This window comes from Telluria sp. ZT3P25 (assembly GCF_059685895.1).
This window is the reverse complement of sequence record NZ_JCASIJ010000001.1, coordinates 3,932,351-3,957,525: the sequence shown is the minus strand read 5'-3', so window position 1 is coordinate 3,957,525 and position 25,175 is coordinate 3,932,351. Positions and strand designations below refer to the sequence as shown.

Annotated in this window: 18 protein-coding genes; 8 read left to right on the top strand and 10 right to left on the bottom strand. The window is 64.6% G+C overall.

Features of this window, described 5'->3' with window-relative positions:
• Positions 1-77: 77 nt before the first annotated feature.
• On the bottom strand, positions 78-2,042 hold the full coding sequence (locus tag AC56LY_RS17520; protein ID WP_499581588.1) for a phosphatase PAP2 family protein: 1,965 nt from the start codon (positions 2,040-2,042) through the stop codon (positions 78-80).
• A gap of 335 nt (positions 2,043-2,377) precedes the next feature.
• On the opposite strand from AC56LY_RS17520, the gene AC56LY_RS17515 reads away from it, so the two are divergent.
• Positions 2,378-3,007 carry a PEP-CTERM sorting domain-containing protein gene (locus AC56LY_RS17515; RefSeq protein WP_499581587.1) on the top strand — a complete coding sequence of 210 codons (630 nt, stop codon included), beginning with the start codon at positions 2,378-2,380 and terminating at the stop codon, positions 3,005-3,007.
• Between the two features lie 83 nt (positions 3,008-3,090).
• Here AC56LY_RS17515 and AC56LY_RS17510 read toward each other — a convergent pair whose 3' ends face one another.
• Both AC56LY_RS17510 and AC56LY_RS17505 read right to left on the bottom strand, forming a co-directional pair.
• Entirely contained in the window at positions 3,091-4,284 is a 1,194-nt protein-coding gene (locus tag AC56LY_RS17510; protein ID WP_499581585.1) for an acyl-CoA dehydrogenase, read from the bottom strand.
• 92 nt (positions 4,285-4,376) lie between these two features.
• Complete coding sequence (locus AC56LY_RS17505; protein ID WP_499581583.1) at positions 4,377-4,889, bottom strand: flavin reductase family protein; 513 nt, start codon at positions 4,887-4,889, stop codon at positions 4,377-4,379.
• 155 nt (positions 4,890-5,044) lie between these two features.
• Here AC56LY_RS17505 and msrA point away from each other — a divergent pair, with 155 nt between their 5' ends.
• Positions 5,045-5,587, top strand: coding sequence for a peptide-methionine (S)-S-oxide reductase MsrA (msrA, locus tag AC56LY_RS17500; protein WP_499581581.1), 543 nt, complete (start codon positions 5,045-5,047; stop codon positions 5,585-5,587).
• A 3-nt stretch (positions 5,588-5,590) separates the two neighbouring features.
• Here msrA and pdxH read toward each other — a convergent pair whose 3' ends face one another.
• A complete protein-coding gene (pdxH, locus tag AC56LY_RS17495; RefSeq protein WP_499581579.1) occupies positions 5,591-6,859 on the bottom strand; it encodes a pyridoxamine 5'-phosphate oxidase in 1,269 nt (422 codons plus the stop codon).
• A gap of 86 nt (positions 6,860-6,945) precedes the next feature.
• Between pdxH and tcdA the strand changes: the two genes are divergently transcribed.
• Entirely contained in the window at positions 6,946-7,845 is a 900-nt protein-coding gene (tcdA, locus tag AC56LY_RS17490) for a tRNA cyclic N6-threonylcarbamoyladenosine(37) synthase TcdA (protein ID WP_499581578.1), read from the top strand.
• 47 nt (positions 7,846-7,892) lie between these two features.
• The gene (locus AC56LY_RS17485; RefSeq protein ID WP_499581576.1) at positions 7,893-8,411 is read left to right on the top strand and encodes an FKBP-type peptidyl-prolyl cis-trans isomerase; all 519 of its coding nucleotides are present in this window, start codon (positions 7,893-7,895) and stop codon (positions 8,409-8,411) included.
• 41 nt (positions 8,412-8,452) lie between these two features.
• On the opposite strand, the gene AC56LY_RS17480 is transcribed toward AC56LY_RS17485, so the two are convergent.
• From AC56LY_RS17480 to AC56LY_RS17465, 4 genes are all read right to left on the bottom strand, one after another.
• Entirely contained in the window at positions 8,453-9,448 is a 996-nt protein-coding gene (locus AC56LY_RS17480; protein ID WP_499581574.1) for a cation diffusion facilitator family transporter, read from the bottom strand.
• The gene (locus tag AC56LY_RS17475; RefSeq protein WP_332532821.1) at positions 9,445-9,795 is read right to left on the bottom strand and encodes an ArsR/SmtB family transcription factor; all 351 of its coding nucleotides are present in this window, start codon (positions 9,793-9,795) and stop codon (positions 9,445-9,447) included. Before AC56LY_RS17475 ends, AC56LY_RS17480 begins: the two co-directional genes overlap by 4 nt.
• Before the next feature lie 81 nt (positions 9,796-9,876).
• The gene (locus tag AC56LY_RS17470; protein WP_499581572.1) at positions 9,877-12,711 is read right to left on the bottom strand and encodes a M16 family metallopeptidase; all 2,835 of its coding nucleotides are present in this window, start codon (positions 12,709-12,711) and stop codon (positions 9,877-9,879) included.
• A gap of 177 nt (positions 12,712-12,888) precedes the next feature.
• Positions 12,889-13,371 carry a CinA family protein gene (locus AC56LY_RS17465; protein WP_499581570.1) on the bottom strand — a complete coding sequence of 161 codons (483 nt, stop codon included), beginning with the start codon at positions 13,369-13,371 and terminating at the stop codon, positions 12,889-12,891.
• 397 nt (positions 13,372-13,768) lie between these two features.
• Here AC56LY_RS17465 and AC56LY_RS17460 point away from each other — a divergent pair, with 397 nt between their 5' ends.
• Both AC56LY_RS17460 and AC56LY_RS17455 read left to right on the top strand, forming a co-directional pair.
• On the top strand, positions 13,769-15,805 hold the full coding sequence (locus tag AC56LY_RS17460) for a sensor histidine kinase, YfiR-like protein-associated (RefSeq protein WP_499581569.1): 2,037 nt from the start codon (positions 13,769-13,771) through the stop codon (positions 15,803-15,805).
• Positions 15,802-18,429: an EAL domain-containing protein gene (locus tag AC56LY_RS17455; protein ID WP_499581568.1), complete on the top strand. Its 2,628-nt coding sequence runs from the start codon at positions 15,802-15,804 to the stop codon at positions 18,427-18,429. The genes AC56LY_RS17460 and AC56LY_RS17455 overlap by 4 nt, the downstream gene beginning before the upstream one ends.
• On the opposite strand, the gene AC56LY_RS17450 is transcribed toward AC56LY_RS17455, so the two are convergent.
• Complete coding sequence (locus AC56LY_RS17450) at positions 18,419-20,122, bottom strand: hypothetical protein (RefSeq protein ID WP_499581566.1); 1,704 nt, start codon at positions 20,120-20,122, stop codon at positions 18,419-18,421. The genes AC56LY_RS17455 and AC56LY_RS17450 overlap by 11 nt on opposite strands.
• A gap of 148 nt (positions 20,123-20,270) precedes the next feature.
• Positions 20,271-21,239 (bottom strand): thiamine-phosphate kinase, encoded by a 969-nt coding sequence (gene thiL / locus AC56LY_RS17445; protein WP_499581564.1) that lies wholly within the window; start codon positions 21,237-21,239, stop codon positions 20,271-20,273.
• Positions 21,240-21,386: 147 nt separating this feature from the next.
• Between thiL and AC56LY_RS17440 the strand changes: the two genes are divergently transcribed.
• Together AC56LY_RS17440 and gmd are read left to right on the top strand one after the other, a co-directional pair.
• Positions 21,387-23,699 (top strand): NADP-dependent malic enzyme, encoded by a 2,313-nt coding sequence (locus AC56LY_RS17440; RefSeq protein WP_499581562.1) that lies wholly within the window; start codon positions 21,387-21,389, stop codon positions 23,697-23,699.
• A 434-nt stretch (positions 23,700-24,133) separates the two neighbouring features.
• Positions 24,134-25,174 carry a GDP-mannose 4,6-dehydratase gene (gmd, locus tag AC56LY_RS17435; protein ID WP_499581560.1) on the top strand — a complete coding sequence of 347 codons (1,041 nt, stop codon included), beginning with the start codon at positions 24,134-24,136 and terminating at the stop codon, positions 25,172-25,174.
• Position 25,175: the final 1 nt, after the last annotated feature.

Below are 25,175 nucleotides of genomic sequence, written 5' to 3'. Positions count from 1 at the left end.
CAGCAGCAACGTGGCAAAACAATGGGGCCGGGTTCGTCATCGAACCCGGCCCCATTTTCGTGGAACCTGCGCTGCGCTTACGAACCCAGGCGCAGTTGCAGGCCGGTGTCGGTGTAGGTTGGCGTCACGGTAAAGCCGTCGACCGTGATGGTGCTGAACTTGCCCTTCAGGCTTGCCGCGCTGATGACGGTGAGCGTGTCGCCCACGGCCGGCTTGACGCCGTCCTGGAACTTGATGCGCAAGGTACCGCCGCCGATGGTGGCCGCGCCGGTCACGCTCATGCGGCCGCCCTGGGCCGCGCCCAGGCGCAGTTCCAGCGTCGCGCCGGTCAGCTGCGTGTATTTGCCGCCCACGACCAGCGTGGCCGGTGCGTTGCTGATCACGGTGCCGCCGCCAGCGACATATACGTCACCCGTGCCGAAGGCGGTTGTCGACAGCGCTTCGAGGCTACCAGCGTCGACTTGCGTGCCGCCAGTCCAGGCATTCTTGCCGCCCAGCTTCAACGCGCCCGAACCTTGCTTGACCAGCTTGCCGCTGCCGGTGATGTCGTTGCGCCAGCGGTCTGCTGCGTTAAAGCCACCCTTGCTCGCATCCATGTTCAGCACGACGTTGCCGGTAAAGACTGCATAGCCTTCAGCCGCAGCAAACAGATTCAGGCGGCCCCAGCCTTCAGCATCGTCCAGGATTGGATAGCCGGAACCGATTGCGGTGGTTTTCAGCACCACGCGGCGCTGCGCGTCGGTCAGGTACGGCAGGCGCGTTTCCAGCAGCACTTCGGCGCCTTTCGGCACGACGGCCGGCGCGGTGGTCGAGCCGATCAGCGGCAGGCCGAAGGTCATGCGGCGCAGGTAGTTCGCGCGGCTGGCAGCGTAGTCGGCAAAGCGGTCGTTCGCCGGCGTGCCCGAGATGGCGTAGCTCGGGAAGGTGCTGGCGGTGGTGCCGGTCAGCTTCATCAAGGTGGTCTGGGCCTGCTCGCGGGCGGCGGCGCGCGTGGTGGCGCCGGCGGCGATCAGGTTGGCAGCGGCGACGGCTTGCGCCTGCACGCGGCCGCTGATCACGTCCAGCGGCGAATGCATGCCGGCGTAGATGCGGCTCTCGCCCAGTTCGAGGCCACGGCCGACCAGTTCCTGGTAGCGCTCCGGCAGCACATAAGCCATCGCGACGGCGTTGCGTACCGCTTCGGCCGAGTGGCCGCTGGTGAAGCCGCCGTCGGTGTTCGGCGTCGCGCTCTTGGCCGGTTCGAGTTGCGGCACGACCTGCACCGCGCTGCTCCAGCGGTAAGGGCGCGCGTATTTGTAGAAGCGCTTGGCCGGTTCGGTCGAGCCGTTACCGCCCATTGCATTGACCAGGTCGACGACTTTGCCGAACTCGGCATTGGCGGCGCCGCCGACGCCGTTGTTGTTGCCGCCGTCTTCGTACTTGACCTTGGTGGCATCCGCCGGCATGTCGTTGATGGTGGTGGTTGCGCGCGAGGCGCTGCGCCACGCGTCGGTCAGCGGGCCCATGCCGCCGGTGACGCTGTAGCCCTTGCCGCGCCGGTCGTCCAGATACGCCAGCAGAGCCTGTTCCGAGGTGCGGCTGGCAGTGGCCTTGACGACGTAGTCGATGTTGGCATTGTGCACGGCGGCGTTGACGATCGTACCGCCATTGGTGCCGTCGTTCGGCACGCCGGTCCAGGTCGATGCGGCCACGGCCGGGAAGCCGTCAACGGCCGGGGCCGTCTGACCTGCATCGACCAGTTCGGTTACCGGCTTCCAGATGGCGAGCATGCCGCCCAGCACGCGCACGCCGGCGTTCGTAACCAGCGTGGCGTAGCGGGCATCGCCGCGCTGGTTGGTGGCAGCCGTGTCGACGAAGGCAAGCACTGCCGGCACCGGCGCCGTGTCGGCCGCGCCCTGGTCAGCTGGCGCAGCCGGGATGACGATGGCGACATCGGCGGCAGTGGCGTCGTCATGGTGGTCGGAACCACCGCAGGCGGACAGGGCAAGTGCCGCGCCGATGGCGACGGCAAGCGGAAGACGGCGGAGAACGACCTGATGCATGTGAACCCTTCAATGGTGGTGAGGCGAAAATTGAAGGGATGATAAGAAGTGCGTGTGACGTGCTGATGACGCCATGTCGATCCTGCCAGCAGGCATCAAGGTGCTGCTGAACCAGTAAAAAGTTAGGTTCAGGAAATATGACACCTATTATTTCCTAGAAGATTGTCAAAATCCGGGGTCAGATACGTCACCATTGTCGAATGTATTTACAGTATTTACAAAACCTGCCTCGCATAATTGGTAACTATTTGATTATTATCAAAAGTATCTTTTGGCATGGAATCTGCTTATAGAGAAATGCACCATCCGAAAATTCTTAACCAAAGGGGCCTGAAATGAAATATTTTAGTAAAGCAATACTTTCGATGTGCCTTTTCGCAGCAGCCGGCATGGCATCGGCAACGGCATTCAGCATCACGGGATCGAGCGCCATCGCGGGCACCGGTTACGGTGTTGAGGCGGAAAATGCTCAGTCGACCCTGCTCGATGTCGAGTTCAGTACTGCAAACTTCATCGCGGAGAACTTCAACTTGAACTCCCCGAGCGATTTTCGTGAGATTGTCGTTGGTCGGGTTGATTTTCGGGAGTCGAACAATAGCCAGGGTATTCGGTTAGCAGAGACGGACAATCTCGATCTGGCCTGGTCCCTGACATTTACTGCCCCGGGCAATGTCAGCAATTCCGTGATGGCAATCGGTACTGCCTTGATTGGAAGTGTCCAGGACAGTGCAATCGACTATAGCCTGGTATGGGCGCCAATTTTTGTTAACTTCGGTGCTAACGGCCAGTATCGAATCGATCTGTTCGACCTGGCCTTCTCGCATGCCACCGCACAAGACCTGGTTGCCCGCATCACGCTCATCAATGCTGATACGCCTGTCGATGTACCGGAACCTGGCAGTCTCGGTTTGCTGGCCATCGGCCTGCTCGGGGCAGGATTCCTGCGTCGTCGCGTATCGAAGTAATTGGCAGGGCAGTTGCAAAGCCGGCTGCGTGAGCAGCCGGTTTTTGCTTGGTGGCAGGCGCATGTAGCAACCGAACCGAACGATCAGAACGCGGCGATGCCGGTCTGGGCGCGGCCGAGGATCAGCGCGTGGATGTCGTGCGTGCCCTCGTAGGTATTGACCACCTCGAGGTTGACCATGTGGCGGATGATGCCAAACTCGTCCGAGATGCCGTTACCACCCAGCATATCGCGCGCCATACGGGCGATATCGAGCGACTTGCCGCACGAATTGCGCTTCATGATCGACGTGATTTCGGGTGCTGCCGTGCCTTCGTCCTTCATGCGGCCCAGGCGCAGGCAGCCTTGCAGGCCGAGCGTGATTTCGGTCTGCATGTCGGCCAGCTTCTTTTGCACCAGCTGGTTGGCAGCGAGCGGCTTGCCGAACTGCTGGCGATCCATCGTGTACTGGCGCGCCGTGTGCCAGCAATCTTCGGCCGCGCCCAGTGCGCCCCAGGCGATGCCGTAGCGGGCCGAGTTCAGGCAGGTAAACGGGCCTTTCAGGCCGCGCACGTCCGGGAACGCGTTTTCTTCCGGGCAAAACACATTGTCCATGACGATTTCGCCGGTGACCGACGCGCGCAGGCCGAACTTGCCGTGGATCGCCGGGGCCGACAAACCCTTCCAGCCTTTTTCGAGTACGAAGCCGCGGATCGCGCCTTCATCGTCCTTGGCCCACACGACGAACACGTCGGCCACTGGCGAATTGGTGATCCACATCTTGGCGCCACTCAAGCTGTAGCCGCCATCGACCTTGCGTGCGCGCGAAATCATCGAGCCAGGGTCGGAGCCGTGGTTCGGCTCGGTCAGGCCGAAGCAGCCGATCCATTCGCCGGTGGCCAGTTTCGGCAGGTATTTCTGTTTGGTCGCTTCGTTGCCGAATTCGAAGATCGGGACCATGACGAGCGACGACTGCACGCTCATCATCGAGCGGTAACCGGAATCGACGCGCTCGACTTCGCGCGCGATCAGGCCGTAGGCGACGTACCCCATTGCCGGGCCGCCGTATTCTTCAGGAATGGTCGGGCCGAGCAGGCCCAGTTCGCCCATTTCGCGGAAGATCGAGACATCCATCGACTCGTGGCGGAACGCTTCGAGCACGCGCGGGCGCAGCTTGTCCTGGCAATAGGCAGCAGTGGCGTCGCGCACCATGCGCTCTTCATCGGTCAGCTGGCTGTTCAGCAGCAGCGGGTCATCCCAGTGAAAAGCGGCTTTCTTGGGCGAGTCGGTACGGGTCATCGGAAATCCTGTCTCTGAATTCTGGTTAGAAGTTACCTGACCATTATAGAAACGTGGCGCAGCCCGATCTTTTCAAACTGCGACAGGCATTTTCATTTTTGACTGGCGGTGCTGCCGAACTTGCCGCCGTGGAAGATCAGCGCTGGCTGCGGCTGCAATTGGCACTCTTCGACCTCGCCGACAAAGATGACGTGATCGCCCTCCGGGTAACGGCTGCGGTTGTGGCATTCGAACCAGGCCGACACGCCCTTGAGGATCGGCAGGCCGGTGCGGGACAGCTCGTAGTCGACGCCCTCGAACGGGTTTTCACCGCGCCGCGCAAAGCGCATGGCCAGTTCTTCCTGGCCAGCGGACAGCACATTGATGACGTAGTGCGAGTTGCCGCTGAAGATCGGCATGCTGTTCGCCCCGGCGCCCAGGCTCCACAGCACCAGCGGCGGATCGAGCGAGACCGAGTTGAACGAGCTGGCCGTCAGGCCGCGGAAGGTGCCGTCGGCCAGGCGGGTGGTAATGACGGTGACGCCGGTCGCAAACTGCGACAGCGCCTGGCGGAAATGGGTCGTATCGAAGCCGCGCGTGGTCGCGCGGGCAGAAAGTGTATTCATGGTGTTCCTGGAACTGTGACGCTCATTATGCCACCGTCCTGCGCAAGCTTGCCGCGCCATGCTCTCTGGCTGCATCGGCAGCGGGTCAATACAGCGGGCAGCCGGGCTTTGCGCTACATTAAGCTTATCGAAATTTTACGATTACAAGGGCCATCATGAGTGAGCAAACAGCAAGCGACGTCGCCATCCTCGGGGGTGGCTGCTTCTGGTGTATCGAGGCGGTGTTCCTCGAAGCACACGGCGTCACGCGCGTGGAGTCGGGCTATATGGGCGGCCACGCGGATCAACCGACCTACGAGGCCGTCTGCAACGGCACCACCGGCCACGCCGAAGTCGTGCGCCTGGAATTCGATCCGTCGGTGATCAGCTACCACGACATTCTCGAGATCTTCTTCACGATCCACGATCCGACGACACTGAATCGCCAGGGCAATGACGTCGGCACGCAATACCGGTCGGTGATCTTCACCACGTCGCCGGCGCAGGACGCCGTTGCGCGCACCGTGATGGCCGAGATGGCCATGGTGTGGGATGCGCCGCTGGTCACGCAGGTATTGCCGCAGGAAACCTGGTACAAGGCCGAGGATTACCACCAGAATTACTTCGCGCAACACCCGTTGCAGGGGTATTGCGCGTTTGTGGTGGCGCCGAAGGTCAGCAAGTTCCGCGCGACCTTCAGCGACCGCCTCAAGGCATAACGATCACGGTTGCAGGCGCGAGCGCGTCCAGCTGCCGTCCGGCTGGCGCTGGTAGACGATCCGGTCATGGAAGCGCGAGCGGCGGCCTTGCCAGAACTCAATGCGCTCCGGCACCAGGCGGAAACCACCCCAGTTGTCAGGGCGCGCCGGATCGTCGCCGGCGGCCTGCGCCACGGCATCGTAATTCGCTTCGAGCGCGGCGCGGTTGGCGATCGGGCTGCTCTGCTGCGAGGCAATCGCCGCGACCCGGCTCTTGAGCGGCCGGCTGCGGAAATAATGGTCGCTTTCTTCGCTTGAGGTCATCTCGACACGGCCTTCGATGCGGATCTGGCGCTCGAGCTCGCTCCAGAAGAACAGCAGGGCGGCCTGGTTGTTGCCGCGCAGTTCCTGCGCCTTCTGGCTGTCGTAATTGGTGTACCAGGTAAAACCGCGTGGATCGAATTGCTTGATCAGCACGATGCGCGAGCTCGGCCGGTTGCCCGGGCCGACGGTTGCCACCGTCATTGCATTCGGCTCGTTCACTTGCGCCGCCAGTGCTTGCTCGAACCACGCCGTGAACTGCGCGATCGGGTCGTCCAGCACGTCGTCTTCGTTCAGGCTGGCCTGGCCGTAATCCTGGCGCAGATCGGCCACTGCCTGGCCGACGCCGGCTGTCTTGGCCGCCGCCGTGGCCGATGCCGTGGCCGATGCTGTGGTCGATCCTGTGGCCGATGCCACCGGCTGGTCAAACGCCTCGGGCGCCAGCAGGCCGCGGCGGCGCTGCATCGCCTGGCCCAGCTGTGCCATCTGCTCGGGCGAGAACAGGCGCATCGCCATCGGCGCCAGCGTGCTTTCCTCGCGCTCCATGTGCGCCGTGTAGCGGGCGACGAAGCGTTCGACGGCCGTGCTGGAGAGCATGGTCCCGGTGCCGGCTTCGATGGCGGTCAGTTGCTCGTGCAGGTCTTGCCACAGGGCGTCCATGTCGTTGTGGTCCTGAACGATGGTCGGCGCCAGCGCCTGCAGCGTGGCGGCGTCGTCGCCCTGCGCGGTGGCGCGCAGCATCGGGATCAGGTCCTGTTCTTCGTCGTCGTGGTGCAGGTGCGCCGCCTTGTCGAAGTAGCGCAGCACGGCGCCGGCGGCGTCGCGCGCCTGCTTGTCGACGCCATGTTCGGCCAGGTGCGGTAGCAGCTTTTCGAGGGTGGACAGTTGTTTGCGAATGCGGCCATGGCAATGCTTGAGCACGGCGATCGGCTGGGAGAAATCAGGGGCGGTGTCGGGCAGGAGAGAGGTCATTGTTCTGTGGGAGACACGCAGGTTATTTGGTTGACGAACGATTATTCTAGTGTAGTCGCGAAACACCTGTCCGCTACAATATCGGGATGAATCAATTACTTGAGCAAGGGGCGGCGGCAATGCCCACGGAGGAGATCGACTTCGCACGCCGCTTTGGCGGCATCGGGCGCCTGTACGGTGAGCCTGCGCTGGAACGTTTCCGCGCGGCGCACGTTTGCGTGATCGGCGTCGGCGGCGTCGGTTCGTGGGTGGTCGAGGCGCTGGCACGCAGCGCCATCGGTCACCTGACCCTGATCGATCTCGACAACGTAGCCGAATCGAACATCAACCGCCAGATCCAGGCCCTGTCATCGACCATCGGCATGCCGAAGATCGAAGCATTGCGCCAGCGCATCGCCGAGATCAATCCGTTTTGCCAGGTGACCCTGGTCGAAGACTTCATCGACCTCGAGAACATCGAGACCCTGGTGGCCAATCAGGGCTTCGATTACGTGGTCGATGCGATCGACAGCGTCAAGCCCAAGGCCGCGCTGATCGCCTGGTGCAGCGCCAACAGGATGCCGCTCGTGGTGGTGGGCGGCGCCGGCGGCCAGATCGATCCGACCAAGGTCGAGATCCGCGACCTGGCCCGCACCGAGCAGGAACCGCTGCTGAAAAAAGTGCGCAAGCTGCTGCGCGCGCAATACGGTTTTTCGCGCGGCGAAAAGCAGAAGTACCACATCGACGCCGTGTTTTCGATGGAACCGCTGCGGTATCCAGAGACAGGCGACGACAACGCTGGTGGGGCATGCGAAATCGACGACAACGGCATCACGGGCCTGAACTGCGCCGGATTCGGTTCGTGCATGGTAGTGACTGCCACCTTCGGCATGGTGACGGCGGGGCAGGTGCTGCGCCGGCTGGCCGAGGCGGCCAACGCCCAGGCGCAGGCTGTCACGGCAGCCGCCGGGCAAACTGTGCAAGGTGAGGCCGCCTTGCTATCATAGGTGCAGATGCAACCGCCCGGTTGCGACCTTTTGATGGAAGAGCACACATGATTCGTCGATCCGCAGTCATCGCCCTGTTCCTGGTTGCAGGCAGCGCCCAGGCCCAGGAAGGCGCGCAGGACGCCAGCAAGCCAGCGACCCAGCCGCCGGAAGCGCAGCAGCCAGCCACGCCACCAGCCCCGGTCACGCCGCCAGTGGCCGCTGAAACGCAGGCGCCGCAGGTCGAGATCGTCGATCGCGTAGTCGGCACCGGCAAGGAAGCATCGCTCGGCAGCAATGTCGTCGTCAATTACACGGGCTGGTTCCACAAGCCGCTGGCCAAGCAGCAGCGCGGCCGCAAGTTCGATTCGTCGCTCGACAATGGCCGCGATCCGCTGGAATTCCAGCTGGGCGCGGGCCGCGTGATCAAGGGCTGGGAGCAGGGCGTGGCCGGCATGAAGGTCGGCGGCAAGCGCACGCTGATCATCCCGAGCGCGCTGGCCTATGGCAAGCGTGGCGCGGGCGGCGGGATGATTCCGCCGGATTCCGATCTGATCTTCGACGTCGAACTGCTCAATGTGAAGTAATGCTGTTGTAACGTGGCCCGGTTCCGGGCCACGTCAGTCTGTCAGTGCGCGTGCCCCTGCAGCGTGCAGTGATGATGGGTCGTGCCTTCCTCGACCTGCAGCGTGCAGTGATGAATCGCGAACTGCCCGCATAACCCGTCCACCATCGCATCGATCGCCGCATCGCCCGGATACCCGGCGGGCATCACGACGTGCGCCGTCAACGCCGTCTCGGTCGTGCTCAGCGCCCAGATGTGCAGGTCGTGCAGGTCGGCCACGCCGGGCTGCGCGAGCAGGAAGGCGCGTACCTTGTCGGCATCCACGCCGGGCGGCACGGCCGCCATCGACAGCTGCACCGATTCGCGCAGCAGCGACCACGTACCCAGCACGATGACTACCACGATCACCAGGCTGACGGCCGGATCGATCCAGGTCCAGCCCCAGAACATGATGATCAGGCCCGAGACCGCCACGCCCAGCGACAGCGCCGCATCGGCCGCCATGTGCAGGTAGGCGCCGCGGATGTTCAGATCGCCCTTGCTGCCGGCCAGGAACAGCCAGGCCGAGAAGCCGTTGATCAGCACGCCGATGGCGGCAACGATCGACACCGTGGCCCCGGCAACGGGCGCCGGTTCGGCGAAGCGCTGCACCGCTTCCCAGGCGATGGCGCCGCACGCCACCATCAGCAGCAGGCCGTTGCCCATTGCCGCCAGGATCGACGAGCCGCGCAGGCCGTAGGTGTAGCGGCCGGTCGGTACGCTCTTGGCGAGCACCGCCGCGCCCCAGGCCAGCACCAGGCCCAGCACGTCGGACAGGTTGTGGCCGGCGTCGGCCATCAGCGCCGTCGAATGCGCGATGAAGCCATAGGCGAATTCGATGATGACGAAGGCCATGTTGAGCCCGATCGCCAGCGCAAAGGCGCGCCCGTTGCCTTCGGGGGAAGGCATGTGGTGGTGATGGTGGCCGAAGCCGTGGCCATGGTCATCGTGCTTGTGGTTGTCGTGCTTGTGATCGTGCTTGTGATCATGGTCGTGATCGTGCTGGTGATGTTGGCTCATGCGTCCATTCCGGTGGCGGGTTCGGCAATGTGCTCGAACATGGTGGAAAGCAGGCTGCTGATGTGGGCATCGGCAGCTGCGTAAAAGACTTGCTTGCCCTGGCGCTCGGCCTTGACGATGCGGGCCGCGCGCAGCAGGCGCAGGTGGTGGCTGACCAGTGAACTGGACAGCGACAAGGTATTAGCGATGTCGCCCACGGCCGTCGGCTGCGTCAGGCAGGCCAGCACGATGCGCAGGCGCGTTGCGTCACCCAGCAGGTGGAACAGGTCGGCCAGCTGGCCGATCGCTTCCTCGGGCGGCGGGGCGATCGGCTGGGCGGCCGGGTGCGTGTGGGTGTGTTCGTGCATGCGACTCTAACATGTGAATAGGTGTTCACATGTTAGTGCAAAGATCTGTGCTGGACAAGCACGGTGTGGTTCTACACCGGTTCAGTGACGGGGCTTGTCGCGCACCTGCCCGTCGTCGTCGCGCATTTCCGGCTGGCCCAGCCCCAGTTTCTGCAACTGCGGCAGAATCTTGCGCCGTTCGCCCACCGCCACCACGATCATCCGGTCCGGATCGAGCCAGCGGCGCGCGACCGCCTGCACGTCGTCGACGCCAACGCCCGCCAGGTGCGTGGCCAGGCTGTCGTAGTAATCCGCCGGCAAACCATAGACAAACAACTCTGTCAGGCTGGCGCCAATGTCGGCATTGGTCTCGAACTGCCCCGGCAGCGACAGCAACTGCGCATTGCGCGCCGCTGTCAGCTCGTCGGTGGAGATCGGCTGCTCGCGCAGCAGCGCGACTTCGCGCAGGATTTCGCGCACCGCTTCACCGGTCGCATCCTGCTGCACGCTCGCTTCCACCGAAAACGGCGCCGGCTGGCGGTCGTAGTCGAAGTGCGAATGGATGCCGTAGGTCAGCCCGCGCGTCTCGCGCAGGTTGTTGTTGAGCCGGCTCGAGAACATCCCGCCAAGCACCCCGTTCATGATTTGCAGCGCCGGGAAGTCGGGCGTGTCGCGCGCCGGGCCCATCGTTGCCACCTGCAGCGCCGTCTGGCCAGCGTCCGGCTGGTCGATGACGACCAGGCGCGCAGCGGTCGGTTTGGCCGTGCCAACCGCAGCCGCTGGTGCGTCGGCCCCCGTCCAGTCGCCGAACTGCGCCTGCGCCAGCGCTTCCAGTTCGGCGCGCGTGATGTCGCCGGTGACCACCAGCGCCGCGTTCGACGGCACGTAATGGCGACGCCAGAAGCCCACGATGTCGTCGCGCGTCGTGCGCTTGATAGCCGGCTCCAGGCCAAGCTGGCCATAGCCTTTCGGGTGGCCCGCGCCAAACAGCGCGCCTGCTGCGGCCAGCGCGGCCACGGTTTCGGGATCGTCGCGCTGTTGTGTGAGCGCGCCGAGGCGGTCCTGGCGCTGGCGTTCGATCTCGGCAAGCGGGAACGCGGGGCGCTGGACGATGTCGGCGACGATTTCCAGCGCGCGTGCAAAGGTGGACGTCAGGGCCAGCAGCGACACGGTCGAGACGTCGTCGCTGCTGCCCGTGTCCATAAAGGCACCCAATTGCGCAATGTCGTCGGCAATGGCCGGCGCACCGCGCGTGGCCGTGCCTTCTTCCAGCATCTGGGCGGTGAAACCGGCCAGACCGGGCAGGTCGGATGGATTGGCGGCGCCGCCGCTACGCACCACGAGCTGGCTCGAGACGAGCGGCAGCGCTGGATTGCGGTAGTGGATGACGGTCAGGCCATTGGCCAGCGTGAAGGTCTCGCCCCGTGGCTGTTTGAAGCGCGGCGTCGGGCCGGCGTTCGGCGGCGTCGCGCGCCACGCTTCGGCCACGTTGACCGGAGCCACCGGCTTTGCTGCGGCCGCGGTGCGGGTGGCCTTGCCAATGCGCGGATCGTCCACCTTCGGCTTGCCCGGCACGCCCGTGACGACGGCGCGCGCCTGCTGCGGCAGCCAGCTCTGCACCGCACGCTGCACAGCGGCGGCGTCGATGCGGCGCAGGCGCGCCAGGTCCTTGTCCAGGTAGCCCGGGTCGCCCGTGTACAGGTTGTAGTGATTGAGCTGCTCGGCCAGGCCATCGCCGCCCAGCTTTTCCAGCGACGCCAGCAGCGACGTTTCCAGGCTGTTGCGCGCGCGTTCGACTTCGCGCGCCGTCGGACCTTCGGTGCGCAGCAGGGCCAGTTCGGCGTCGATCGCCGCTTCGATCTCTTGCGGCGTGTGGCCGGCGCGCGCCGTCACGTCGATGACGAAGGTCGAGGCCAGGCCGAGCGAGCCTTGCGAGGCCGAGACATCCTGGGCGATCTGACGTTCGTAGACGAGCGATTTGTACAGGCGGCTCGACTTGCCGCCGCCCAGGATCGTCGCCGCCACCATCAGCTCGGCGTCGCCGGGCTGATAGGCAGCCGGTGTGAGCCAGCCCATGAACACGCGCGGCAGTTCGACGCGGTCGCGCACGACGACGCGGCGTTCGGCCGTGATCGGCGGCGTGACCACGTGCGGGCGCACCACGTCCGGCCCGCGCCGCAGGCCGCCGAAGTAGCGCGTGACCAGCTCGCGCACGCTCTGCTTGTCGATGTCGCCGGCGATCACCAGGCTGGCATTGTTGGGACCATAGTATTGGGTGAAGAAGGCGCGCACGTCTTCCAGGCGCGCGCTCTGGATGTCGGCGTGCGAACCGATGATCGAGGCCGCGTACGGGTGCCCCTGCGGGAACAGCGTGCGCGCCAGCGCTTCCTCGACGATGCCGTACGGCTCGCCCTCGACGGTCTGGCGCCGCTCGTTGCGTACCACGTCCTGCTGGTTGGTCAGCGCCTGCTGGTCGAGTACGTCGAGCAGGTAGCCCATGCGGTCGGCGTGCACCCACAGCGCCAGTTCGAGCTGGTTCGACGGCACGGTGTCGTAGTAGCTGGTGCTGTCGTAACCCGTGCCGCCGTTGCTGTCGGTCGCGCCGGCGCCTTCGAGCAGACGGTCGGCCATGCCGCGCGGGATGTGCGCGGTGGCGGCGAACATCATGTGCTCGAACAGGTGGGCAAAGCCCGTCAGGCCGGGCGCCTCGTTGGCCGGGCCGACGTGGTACCACAGGTTTACGGCGACGATCGGCAGGCGCTTGTCTTCGACCAGGATCACTTGCAGGCCGTTGGGCAGTACCAGTTTGTCAAAGGCGATTGCCGGCACCGGCGAGGCAGCCGATGGCGACGCAGGGGCGGGGGGCTGCGCCTGGGCCGGGCCGGAGGCCGGCGCAGCGGCCAGCATCAGCGGGACCATCAGGGTAGGAATATTCAAGCATTCTCCAGACAATTTCAGTGGCAACGACCTTCGCATCGGTCGCGCGACGCCCCGGCCGGCCGGCACGGCAGGCGGCAAGGCGCCGTCGACATTCGCTTGGTGCAACACGCTATTATCGCGGATACGCGGCAAAGGCGTGGCGCCGGCGCTGCCAGCGCCAGTGCCAGTGCGCCGCTATTCAACCAGACGCAGCAGCCCGCGCAGCGCATGCGCGACGGCTTGCGCACGCACCGCCTGGCGGTCGCCCTGGAACACGAGGCGCTCGGTCTGCACATGGTCGCCCCGCGCCCAGCCGAAGCACACGGTGCCGACCGGCTTGCCGGGCACGCCGCCGCTCGGGCCGGCGATGCCGGTGGTTGAGACGGCCACGTCGGCGCTGCTGTTGGCGACGGCGCCGGCGGCCATGGCAGCGGCCACTTCTTCGCTGACGGCGCCGAACTGGGCGATGACGGCGTCGGAGACGTCCAGCATGTCGTTCTTGGCCGTGTTCGAATAGGTGACGAAGCCGCGATCGAACCAGTCGCTCGAGCCGGGAATATCGGTGAGCGCCTGGGCGATGCCGCCGCCGGTACAGGATTCGGCCGTGGCCAGCATCAGTTTTTTGGCGCCAAGCGTCTGGCTGACCTGATTTGCAAGATCGGTAAGTTCATGCGTCACGTGCGTCTCCTTGTACGGTCGGCGGACGGTCTTGTCCGGGTAAGGTCATTCTAGCGCGCGGTGCGCCGGCATGGCATCCCGGGTATCAGGCGATGGCGCAATAGTGTTGCCGAATGTAAAGATGCTATGCTGGTCGCATGGCCAGATCGACGGCAAGGTTGTTGTGAAAACCGGATAAAGGTGCCGTGCGACATGCGGCTTGGTCGGGCTGCTATGCTGGAAAGCAGCTAGTACCTGTAACCAGATAGTCCTTTTTTGTTCACACACTTGACAATGCCGTACGGACGCATCGCACGTGGCCGGTCAGGATCGGCCCGATCGTGAAGTCGCCAGCCCAACCGGGCCAGCGCCCAACGCACGCGCGTAGCCGTTTCGTCAAACGGTTCGTGGAGGAAGCATGAGCCGCCAGCGCTCGATCCGCAAGAAGCTGGTAGCCATGGTGATGACGACGACATTCGTCGCACTGCTGGTCTCGATCGCCCTCGTGGTGGCGTACGACCTGCGCAGCTATCACCGGACGCTCATGAATGACCTGTCGACCAACGCCGAACTGGTCGGCCACATGACGTCCGCCGCGCTCACCTTCGACGACCCGCGTCTTGCCAACGAAGACCTGCTGCTGCTGCGCGCCAGTCCGCTGGTGCGCGGCGCAGCCATTTACGATGCGCGTGGCCAGCTGTTCGCTTCGTATTCCGCGACCGGTGAAAAGCGGCCCGTGCCCAGGCGCCTCGAAGCGATCGACCAGAGCGGCGACGGCATCATGGTGGTCAGCCAGCCGATCATCGAAAATGGCGAGGCGGTCGGTACTGTCGTGATGCGCGCCGAAAACCGCATGCTGGCGCGCTTCGTCGATTACCTTGCCATCGCCGCCGGCGTGACCCTGATCGCGATGGTAATCGCCTACCTGCTGATGCGCCGTTTCGGGCGCGTGCTCACGTCGCCGATCATTGCGATCACCGAAGTGGCGCGCGACGTGGTGGCCACGCGCGATTATTCGCGCCGTGCGCCGCGCATCGGCGACGACGAAGCGGCCGAGCTGGCCGACTCGTTCAACGCGATGCTCACCGAAATCGAAGGCCGCACGCGCGAACTCGAAGACTCGCACAACGCCACCCTGCGCTCGGCCACCGAACGCTCGCACGCCCAGCAAGAAGTGATGCGCCTGAACGAGCAGCTCGAGCAGCGCGTCGACGAGCGCACCCTGCAACTGGCGCTGGCCAACGCCGAACTGGCCAACGCCAATGAAGAAGCGCGCAGCGCCAACCAGGCCAAGTCGGCGTTCCTGTCGTCGATGAGCCACGAACTGCGCACGCCACTCAATGCCATCCTGGGCTTTGCCCAGATCCTGACCTCGAACACACTGCCGTCGACGCTCGAGCAAAAGAAGGAGTTCGCCAACCACATCCTCAAGTCGGGCCGCCACCTGCTCACGCTGATCAACGAGATCCTCGACCTGGCCAAGGTCGAATCGGGCACCATCACGCTGTCGATGGAGCCGGTTGCGCTGGCCGACATCCTGCTTGAATGCCGCACGATGATCGAGCCGATCGCCGCCACGCGCAAGGTGCGGGTGCTGTTCCCCGACGTTGATGGCGCGGTGGTCATGGCCGATCGCACGCGCCTGAAGCAGGTCATGCTCAACCTGCTGTCGAATGCGGTGAAATACAACCGCGACGAGGGCGCCGTGGTGCTTGCCTGCGACCAGCCCACGCCCACGCGCATGCGCCTGTCGGTGCAGGACACCGGCAATGGTCTCAATCCCGAGCAGGTCGCGAGCCTGTTTCAGCCATTCAACCGGCTGGGCCAGGAGTCCGGCACCCAGGAAGGTACCGGCATCGGCCTGGTGGTGACCAAGCGCCTGGTGGAACTGATGGGCGGCGAAATCGGCGTGACCAGCAGCCCCGGTGTCGGCAGCGTGTTCTGGATCGAGCTGGCCAGCACGGCGCCGCGCACGTCCGGCCTGGTTGAACGGGTCGCGCCGGACGCTGGCGCGCTGACCCGGTCCACGTCCACGACCGAAGCCGCGCCGCGCCTGCTGCTGTATGTCGAGGACAATCCGGCCAATCTGCGCCTGGTGGAAGAGATCGTGGCGTTCCGGCGCGACCTGCGCCTGCTGGCGGCGCACGACGGTCACCTGGGCCTGCAACTGGCGCGGGCGCACCGCCCGGACATCATCCTGATGGACCTGAACCTGCCCGGCATGAGCGGCTTCGAGGTGCTGCGCCAGCTTGGCGCGGACCCGGAAACCGCGCAGATTCCGGTGATCGCGCTGACCGCCAACGCCATGCCGCGCGATATCGAGCGCGGCGTGGCGGCGGGGTTCCACCGCTACCTGACCAAGCCGATCGACATCGAGAAATTCACTGAAGCGATCAACAGCACCCTGGCGGAGGGGCCAACGCTGGCCGTGCCAGGCGAAAGGACCCACCCATGATTTCCCTGTCCGACATCAGACGTGCCCGTATCCTGGTCGTCGATGACGAACCGGTCAACGTGCAGTTGCTCGAGTATCTCCTCAAGACCACCGGCTACGAAAACGTCATTTCAACGTTCGACCCGCGCCAGGTCGTCGCGCTGCACCTGAAGCACCGTTTCGACCTGATCATTCTCGACCTGCACATGCCGGGGATGGACGGCTTTGACGTGATGGAGGCCCTGAAACCCCTGGAGAGCGATTCGTGGCTGCCGGTGCTGGTGGTGACGGCCGAACCGGACAAGAAACTGGCGGCGCTCGAAGCCGGCGCGCGCGACTTCATCGGCAAGCCGTTCGACACGGTCGAGGTCATGACGCGCATTCGCAACCTGCTCGAGGTGCGCCTGCTGCACCGCGAATCCCTCGACTACGGCAGCGAACTTGAACGCCAGGTACGCGAGCGCACCGCCGAACTGGCGCGCTTTCGCGGCGCAATGGACGCCACGCCCGATGCGCTGTTTTTGATCGATACGGCCAATATGGCGATGGTCGACGTGTCCGAAGGCGCCTGCCGCATGCTGGGCTTTTCGCGCGAGGCGCTGCTGCGCATCGATCCGGTGGCGCTGGGTCTGGCCTCGCGCTCGCAGCTTGAACGCCATATCGGCGCGGCCGCGCAGGGCGGGCCGCCCGAGCCGGACATCGTCGAGACCGACCTGCTGCGTGCCGGTGGCGAAGGCTCGGTGCCGGTGGAAATCAGCTGGAAGCTGCAGGATCCGCAAGGGCAACGCAACGCCCAGCGCATGCTCATTGCCGTGGCGCGCGACATCAGCGAGCGCCTGCTGGCGCAGGAGCGGCTGCGCCACGCGGCCAGCTACGACGCACTGACCGGCCTGCCGAACCGCACGCTGTTCTTTGAAAACCTGCGCGGCACGATCGAGCTGGCCCAGGACAAGAACTGGCGCGTGGCGGTGCTGTGCATCACGCTCGACCGCTTCAAGGTGATCAACGATTCGCTCGGCACGGCCCCAGGCGACGAGCTGCTGCGCCAGTTCAGCACGCGCCTGGTGCGCTGCGTGAGGGTGCGCGATTCGGTCGGGCGCCTGGGCGGCGATGAATTTGCGTTGATACTGACGATGCCGCGCGACCAGCAGGACGCCGTGAACATGGCCAACGAAGTGCGCGAATCGCTGCGCCTGCCGTTCGACCTGCATGGTCAGCAGGCCGCGCTCACGGCCAGCATCGGCATCGCGATGTACCCGGACGACACGATCGACCCGGGCACGCTCGTCAAGTACGCCGACACGGCCATGGTGCGGGCCAAGGAAGCAGGGCGCGACGGCTACCGCTTTTTCACCGCCGGCATGAACGTGCAGGTGCTGGCGCGCCTGGACCTCGAACTGGCGCTGCGCGGCGCGCTGGCGGACAACCAGTTTGTGCTGCACTATCAGCCCAAGATAGAACTGAACACCGGCCGCATCGCCGGCAGCGAAGCGCTGCTGCGCTGGAACCGGCCCGGCTATGGCCTCGTGTATCCGGCCGAATTCGTGCCGGTGATGGAAGAAACCGGCCTGGTCGTGCGCGTGGGCGACTGGATCATCGATGAAGCCTGCCGCCAGATCGCGGCCTGGAATGCGGCCGGCGTGCGCGACGTGCGGGTGGCGGTGAACGTCTCGAGCCGCCAGTTCGTCGAGGGCGACCTGGAAGAGGTGGTGCGCAGCGCCCTCGAACGCCACGGCATCGAGGCAAGCCTGCTCGAACTGGAGCTGACCGAAAGCGCGCTGATGCAAAATGCCGAGCGCACCACCGAGGTGCTCAGGCGCCTGAAGGCGCTGGGAATCCGCATCGCGATCGACGACTTCGGCACCGGCTATTCGAGCCTGGCCTACCTGAAGCGCTTCCCGATCGACAAGCTGAAAATCGACATCGCGTTCGTGCGCGACATCGTCACCAACCCGGACGACGCTGCGATCGCGCTGGCCATCATCAGCATGGCGCACAGCCTGCACATGCAGGTGGTCGCCGAAGGCGTCGAGACGCGCGCCCAGATGGCCTACCTGCGGCGCCACCGCTGCGATGAAATCCAGGGCTTCTACTTCTCGCGCGCGCTGCCGGCAGGCCAGCTGGCCACGCTCGTCGTGTCAAACCGCGCCAGTCCGGACCATCTGCCCGAAGTGGTCGACAATGTGCAGACGCTGCTCATCGTCGACGACGATGCGAATGTGCTGGCCGCGCTGCACCGTCTGTTCCGGCGCGATGGCTACCGCGTGCTGACCGCAGGCTCGCCCGCCGAAGGCTTCGAACTGCTGGCGCTGTACCACGTGCACGTGATCCTGTGCGACCAGCGCATGCCCGTGATGAGCGGGACCGAGTTTCTCAGCAAGGTCAAGGAAATGTATCCGGACACGATCCGCATCATCCTGTCGGGCGACACGGGCGTGGAAGCGGTGCTCGATTCCATCAACCGGGGCGCGATCTACCGCTTCTACACCAAGCCGTGGGACGACATGGCGCTGCGCGACAATATCCGGCTGGCGTTTCGCCATTACTGGATGACGCACGGGCCGTATGACGACCGCAAGGCGCCGCGTGAGGGCGAGGGGCAAGAGGCGGCCCCCCAGGGCCGCCCCGGCAGCATTACGGCTTGACGACGACGACGGGGCAGAAGCGGAACGGGAACGGCGTTGCGCCCATCGAAGCGACATAGGTCTTGCAGGCACCGTCATTGATGGCCAGTCCATAGGGCGCCAGGCTGGTCTTCGCGGCTGCCATCGTCACGCGATCCTTTTCCAGCGCAGCGGCGATCAGGCGCTCGCGCAATTGGGCAGAGCCGTTCTCGGGTTTGCGTTTGCGCCGCGTGTCGACCCGGGCGGCGACCAGCATCACGTAATGCGGTCCGGGCCTGCCCGCGATGGCGGACTGGATCCGTTCAAGCCAGGCCGGTGACTCGGGAAAGCCGCCGGCCAGCGCGATCACGCGAACATCACGCGGGAAGAACGTGGCCAGCCAGCCCATCGGTGGGTCACCATGGGCAGTGAAGACGATCGTGTCGGCCGGCCGCGCCAGTGGCGGCACCTGGGCGCTGATATTCGGCGATGCCCAGCGAGCGTGACCCCACGAGTTGAACGGGAATGCGACGAGCGTGGTGGCCGCCAGCAGCCACCCGCCGATCCGTGCAGCATGGACGGGGGGAGCCATGCGTTCAACCAGAATCCAGACCATCAGTGGTGCGAGCAATTCGAGCGGCACCAGATAGCGGTAGATGCCAAACAGCTTCATCCACAGCAGATAGGCGACCAGGCCGAACACCATGAGAAAACATGCACGTGGCGACAGCGAAGACGGTGCCGCACGATTGCGCATTTTCTGCGCGATCCACAGCACCACGAACAGCAGCGCAAGCACGTACAGTACCGGCAGGACGGCCAGCGTGAGCCGAATTTCCGACACCCGCACGGTCTGGGCCATGAATACCAGTGGCCAGGCCAGTGCTTCGAGCACATTCTGCGGCATGTGGTGGTTGTCGATCACCCCGAGTTGCTGTGCCATCGAGCTGCGGAAAATATTATTAAATTGCGGGAACAGCGGATTGCCGAAGCGTTCCCACATCGTCATCCACCAGTAACCTGCCGCCATCAGGATACCCACAGCTACTGCGCAGCCCTGCGTGAAGGCCAGCGCCAGACGTACGCCCCACGACGCCGGCACCGTCAGCAAAGCAACACACAGGGCCACCGCGTAAGGCGCGTTGGTCAGTTTCAGACCGGTGCCCAGGCCCATTGCCAGCCCGGACAACAGCATCAGCGCGAACACGTGGCCGGAGGCGGTGTGCAGGGCGTTCCAGCCGCGCAGCACCAGGTACAGCGCACCGAGCACCAGCAGCGCGGTCAGGTTGTCGCCCATGGTATTGCCCAGTTGCGACAGGAAGCCGGCGCCGCACACGCCGGCAGCGGCCAGCAGGATGGGCAGGCGCGCGCCGTGGCTGCGCTCGCCCAGCAACTGGCGCGCGATGGCCAGCAGCAGTACGAAGTTCAGGCCTTGGACAAAGCCCATCAGGAAGCCGACCAGCGGGCCGGGCAGCGAAATGGTCAGCAAATAATAGGGAACGTCGATCAGCGGATTGAAGTAGCTTTGCCACTGGCCCGGCGCCATGTCGAGGTCGAGCCGGCCGTTGAGCAGGGCGTAAGCGTTATACCAGTGGTAGTTCCTCAGGTCCCAATTGTTGTCCTGGCCGAGAGCGATTGACAACAAGCCATACAGCACAGGCACCAGCCAGACAGCAATGCCGGGCGCGCGGGGATGCGCCAGCATGGCGCTATAGCGACGGGAGCGCGTTTTCAAACCAGCAAGAACATTCTGCACAAAACTCATTTGGCGCTTTTCCAGGTAAGGCAGTTAACCGGTTGGATGCTCATGAAGGAGACGGTTTCAACATTGCAGAAACCGTTAATTATAGCTTTCTTGCAACTTCATTCATGCGTATTCCGGCTCAGCCAACCTTGAAATGGTCCCAGCCGGCCACGCCAAGTTCCAGTGGCGCGCCGTTGCCATCGACGAGGCGCAAGCCTGGCGCGGCGTCGATGCTGCCGACTCGGGTCACCGGTGTTTCGGCCTGCGCCCCAGCCGCCAGCACGGCCTCGCGCGCGGCGCGCGGCGCGGTAAAGCACAACTCGTAATCGTCGCCGCCGGCCGCCGTGAAGCGCCGCCGCAATGCCGGCGCCTGCTGCGCCAGCACCTGCCCGGCCGGCAGCGCATCGACGTTGAGCGTCGCGCCCACCCGCGAAGCTTGCAGGATGTGGCCAAGGTCGCCCACCAGCCCGTCCGAAATATCGAGCGCTGCATGGGCGACCGGCAGGCTGGCCAGCGCCAGGCCGAGGGCCACGCGCGGCGTTGGCAGGTGCATGCGCGTGGCCGCTTTTGCGTGCAATGCCGGGTCGAGTTCGAGCTCGTTCCAGTACCCCGCCAGTGCCAGCCGGGCGTCGCCCAGCGTGCCCGAGATCCAGATATCGTCGCCCGCCTGCGCCGCGTCGCGCCGCAGTGCATGGCCCGGCGCAAGTTCGCCGAACACGGTGATGCAGATGTTCAGCGGGCCCCTGGTCGTATCGCCGCCGATCAGTTCGCAATCGTGCGCGTCGGCCAGGGCGAACAGGCCTTGCGAGAAGCCGGCGAGCCAGTCCGGATTGGCCTCGGGCAGCGCGAGCGCCAGCGTGAACGCGACGGGGCGGGCGCCCATTGCCGCCAGGTCGGACAGGTTCACCGCCAGCGCCTTGTGGCCCAGCATGCGCGGGTCGGCGCCGGCAAAGAAGTGGCGATCCTCGACCAGCATGTCGGACGAGATGGCAAGCTGGTGGCCCGGCGTGACAGCGAGCAGGGCGCAGTCGTCACCGATGCCCAGAGGCGCGCGGCCGGGCCGGTCGCGCTTGAAGTAACGCTTGATGAGATCGAATTCGGAGAGCATGGCGCGATTGTACCGTGGCACAAACGGCAGGCATGCGGCGCGATTTTGCTGCAACCGCACATAAGCATGTTGAAAATACGTAGTCGTTGCCAACACCCTCTCTGATAGAATCGAAAACCCCGTTTCGCACCAGGAAGGCCTCCCAGCATGGATTCGTCATCTGACAAAAAAGAAGAATTGCGTCAGCAATTGCGCCAAGCAGCGCTCGAATATCACCAGTTCCCACGTCCCGGCAAGATCAGCGTCACGCCCACCAAGGGCCTGCTGAATCAGCGCGACCTGGCGCTGGCGTACTCGCCGGGCGTCGCGGCGCCATGCGAAGAGATCGTCAAGGATCCGGCCAACGCCTACAAGTACACGGCGCGCGGTAACCTGGTGGCGGTCATTACCAACGGCACCGCCGTCCTGGGCCTGGGCAATATCGGCCCGCTGGCCTCCAAGCCAGTGATGGAAGGCAAGGGCGTACTGTTCAAGAAATTTGCCGCAATCGACGTGTTCGACATCGAGATCAACGAAACCGATCCCGACAAGCTGGTCGACATCATCGCTTCGCTCGAGCCGACCTTTGGCGGCGTGAACCTCGAAGACATCAAGGCGCCCGAGTGCTTCTACATCGAGCGCAAGCTGCGCGAGCGCATGAAGATTCCGGTCTTCCACGATGACCAGCACGGCACCGCGATCATCGTCGGCGCCGCGATCATGAATGGCCTCAAAGTCGTGGGCAAGGACATCACGTCGTGCAAACTGGTGGTGTCCGGCGCCGGCGCGGCCGCGCTGGCCTGCCTCGACCTGATCGTCGACCTGGGCTTCCCGATCGAAAACATCTTCGTGACCGACCTGGCCGGCGTGGTCTACAAGGGCCGCGTCGAGCTGATGGACCCGGACAAGGAACGCTTTGCCCAGGACACGCCGCACCGCAGCCTGGCCGAGGTCATCCCTGGCGCCGACATCTTCCTGGGCCTGTCCGCTGGTGGCGTGCTCAAGAAAGAAATGGTCGCGTCGATGGGCCCGAGCCCGCTGATCCTGGCGCTGGCGAACCCGAACCCGGAAATCCTGCCCGAAGACGTGAAAGCCGTGCGCAGCGACGCGATCATCGCCACCGGCCGTTCGGACTATCCGAACCAGGTCAACAACGTGCTGTGCTTCCCGTACATGTTCCGCGGCGCGCTCGATTGCGGCGCGACGACGATCACGCGCGAAATGGAAATCGCCGTGGTCCACGCGATTGCCGACCTGGCGCACGCCGAGCAGTCGGACATCGTGGCCTCGGCGTATGGCATCTCGAACCTGTCGTTCGGTCCGGAATACCTGATCCCGATGCCGTTCGATCCGCGCCTTCTGACCCACATCGCGCCGGCCGTGGCCAAGGCCGCGATGGACGGTGGCGTTGCCGCCCGCCCGATCGAGGACCTGGGCGCCTACGCCGAGAGCCTGCAGCAGTTCGTGTACCGCAGCGGCACCTTCATGAAGCCGCTGTTTACGATCGCCAAGAGCGCTCCGGATGAACTCAAGCGCATCGTCTACGCCGAAGGCGAAGAAGAGCGCGTGCTGCGCGCCGTGCAGGTGGTGGTCGACGAGAAGCTGGCGCGCCCGATCCTGGTCGGCCGCCCGGCCGTGCTGGAGCAGCGCATCGAGAAATTCGGCCTGCGCCTGAAACTCGGCGTGCATTTCGATGTCATCAATCCCGATTTCGACGAGCGTTACCGCGATTACTGGCAGAGCTATCACCAGATGGTGATGCGCAAGGGCGTCACGCAAGATCTGGCCAAGCTGGCCATGCGCCGCCGCCACACGCTGATCGGCGCGATGATGATCCACAAGGGCGAAGCCGACGGCATGATCTGCGGCACCTATGGCACCACGCAGATGCACCTGGAATTCGTCGACCAGGTGCTGGGCAAGCGCGCCGGCGCCAAGGTATATGCGGCAATGAACTTCGTCATCACGCCAGAGCGCCAGCTGGCAATGGTCGATACTCACGTCAACGAAAATCCGACCGCCGAGCAATTGGCCGAGATTACGGTGATGGCGGCCGAAGAAATGGAACGTTTCGGCATCGTGCCGCGCGCAGCGTTGCTGTCGCACTCGAACTTCGGCAGCGCCAATTCGGAATCGGCGCAAAAGATGCGCGCCGCGCTGGCCCTCGTGCAGCAAAAGAAGCCCGATCTGGAAATCGATGGCGAGATGCATGGCGACACGGCGCTCGACGCCAAGATGCGCGCCAAGATCATGCCGAACTCGACACTCAAGGGCGATGCCAACCTGCTCGTGATGCCGAATATCGACGCCGCGAACATCGCCTACAATCTGGTCAAGACGGCAGCCGGCAACGGCATCGCCATCGGCCCGGTCCTGCTGGGCTGCGCGCGGCCGGTGCATATCCTGACCCCGTCGGCAACCGTACGCCGGATCGTCAACATGACGGCGCTGGCCGTCGTCGAGGCAGTGTCACTGCGCTGAGGGTGATTGGCGTCGTGGGGGGTGGGCGGGCCGCCCCACCCCCCCGCCGCGGCCCAAGGGGGGGGGGGGGGAACCCCGTGTGGGGGGGGGGGGGGGGGGGGGGGGGGGGGGGGGGGGGGGGGGGGGGGGGGGGGGGGGGGGCCCCCCGCCCCCCCCCCCCCCACGCCGCTGACGCACTCTGTCTCGGGCTGTCACCGCTTTGTCGCGCGTTCGTCGCGCGTTTGTCACCTCAGCCGGACACACGTAACAAACCGTAAGCGCCCGGTTTGCCGCGTCATTTTCGCGTCATAATTATCTGGATAAGCGTTGTCTGAATGGCACGAAAATCCGGAGCGCGAGCCAGTCTGGCAACCTCCTCTGTTACAATCTTCGTTTGGCCGGGCGCGTTTTTCATCACGTTGCGCCTGCAAGACCAATTTCAAACCATCCATCATATGCATAACAAACGAGCCCTCATCACCGGTATTACCGGCCAGGACGGCGCCTATCTGGCGCAACTGCTTCTCGAAAAAGGCTACCACGTCACCGGCACCTATCGCCGTTCGAGCTCAGTCAATTTCTGGCGCATGGATGAGCTCGGCGTTACCACGCATCCAAACCTGTCGCTGGTCGAATACGACCTGACCGACCTGGCTTCGAGTATCCGCCTGCTTGAAACGGCGCAGCCAAGCGAGGTCTACAACCTGGCAGCGCAAAGTTTTGTCGGCGTGTCGTTCGACCAGCCGCTGGCCACCGCATCGATTACCGGCCTGGGCGCGGTCCACCTGCTCGAGGCGATCCGCATCGTCAACTCCAGGATCCGCTTCTACCAGGCGTCGACGTCGGAAATGTTCGGCAAGGTGCAGGCGATCCCGCAGATCGAAGAGACCCCGTTTTACCCACGCAGCCCGTACGGTGTGGCCAAACTGTACGCGCACTGGATGACGATCAATTACCGCGAGTCGTATGACATCTTCGGTTCGTCGGGCATCCTGTTCAACCATGAGTCGCCACTGCGCGGCCGCGAGTTCGTCACGCGCAAGATCACCGATACCGTCGCCAAGATCAAGCTGGGCAAGCAGGACATGCTCGAGCTGGGCAATATGGATGCCAAGCGCGACTGGGGTTTTGCCAAGGAATACGTCGAAGGCATGTGGCGCATGCTGCAGGCCGACAAGCCTGACACCTATGTGCTGGCCACCAACCGCACTGAGACCGTGCGCGATTTCGTCAACATGGCCTTCAAGGCCGTCGACGTGTCGCTCGACTGGAGCGGCAGCGGCGACAACGAAGTGGCCCACTGCACCGCCAGCGGCAAGCAACTGGTGCGCGTCTCGCCGAAGTTCTACCGTCCGGCCGAAGTCGAGCTGCTCATTGGCGATCCGGCCAAGGCCAGGCGCGAGCTGGGTTGGGAACCGAAGACCACGCTCGAAGAGCTGTGCCAGATGATGGTCGATGCCGACCTGCGTCGCAACGAACTGGGCTTCTCGTTCTGAT

Bases quoted from the DNA above. Each gene is read 5' to 3' on its own strand.
- AC56LY_RS17505 (WP_499581583.1), bottom strand. From the start codon at position 4,889: ATGAATACACTTTCTGCCCGCGCGACCACGCGCGGCTTCGATACGACC.
- AC56LY_RS17440 (WP_499581562.1), top strand. From the start codon at position 21,387: ATGGATTCGTCATCTGACAAAAAAGAAGAATTGCGTCAGCAATTGCGC.
- AC56LY_RS17455 (WP_499581568.1), top strand. From the start codon at position 15,802: ATGATTTCCCTGTCCGACATCAGACGTGCCCGTATCCTGGTCGTCGAT.
- pdxH (WP_499581579.1), bottom strand. From the start codon at position 6,859: ATGACCTCTCTCCTGCCCGACACCGCCCCTGATTTCTCCCAGCCGATC.
- AC56LY_RS17515 (WP_499581587.1), top strand. From the start codon at position 2,378: ATGAAATATTTTAGTAAAGCAATACTTTCGATGTGCCTTTTCGCAGCA.
- msrA (WP_499581581.1), top strand. From the start codon at position 5,045: ATGAGTGAGCAAACAGCAAGCGACGTCGCCATCCTCGGGGGTGGCTGC.
- thiL (WP_499581564.1), bottom strand. From the start codon at position 21,239: ATGCTCTCCGAATTCGATCTCATCAAGCGTTACTTCAAGCGCGACCGG.
- AC56LY_RS17510 (WP_499581585.1), bottom strand. From the start codon at position 4,284: ATGACCCGTACCGACTCGCCCAAGAAAGCCGCTTTTCACTGGGATGAC.
- AC56LY_RS17480 (WP_499581574.1), bottom strand. From the start codon at position 9,448: ATGAGCCAACATCACCAGCACGATCACGACCATGATCACAAGCACGAT.
- AC56LY_RS17475 (WP_332532821.1), bottom strand. From the start codon at position 9,795: ATGCACGAACACACCCACACGCACCCGGCCGCCCAGCCGATCGCCCCG.
- tcdA (WP_499581578.1), top strand. From the start codon at position 6,946: ATGAATCAATTACTTGAGCAAGGGGCGGCGGCAATGCCCACGGAGGAG.
- AC56LY_RS17460 (WP_499581569.1), top strand. From the start codon at position 13,769: ATGAGCCGCCAGCGCTCGATCCGCAAGAAGCTGGTAGCCATGGTGATG.
- AC56LY_RS17485 (WP_499581576.1), top strand. From the start codon at position 7,893: ATGATTCGTCGATCCGCAGTCATCGCCCTGTTCCTGGTTGCAGGCAGC.
- gmd (WP_499581560.1), top strand. From the start codon at position 24,134: ATGCATAACAAACGAGCCCTCATCACCGGTATTACCGGCCAGGACGGC.
- AC56LY_RS17520 (WP_499581588.1), bottom strand. From the start codon at position 2,042: ATGCATCAGGTCGTTCTCCGCCGTCTTCCGCTTGCCGTCGCCATCGGC.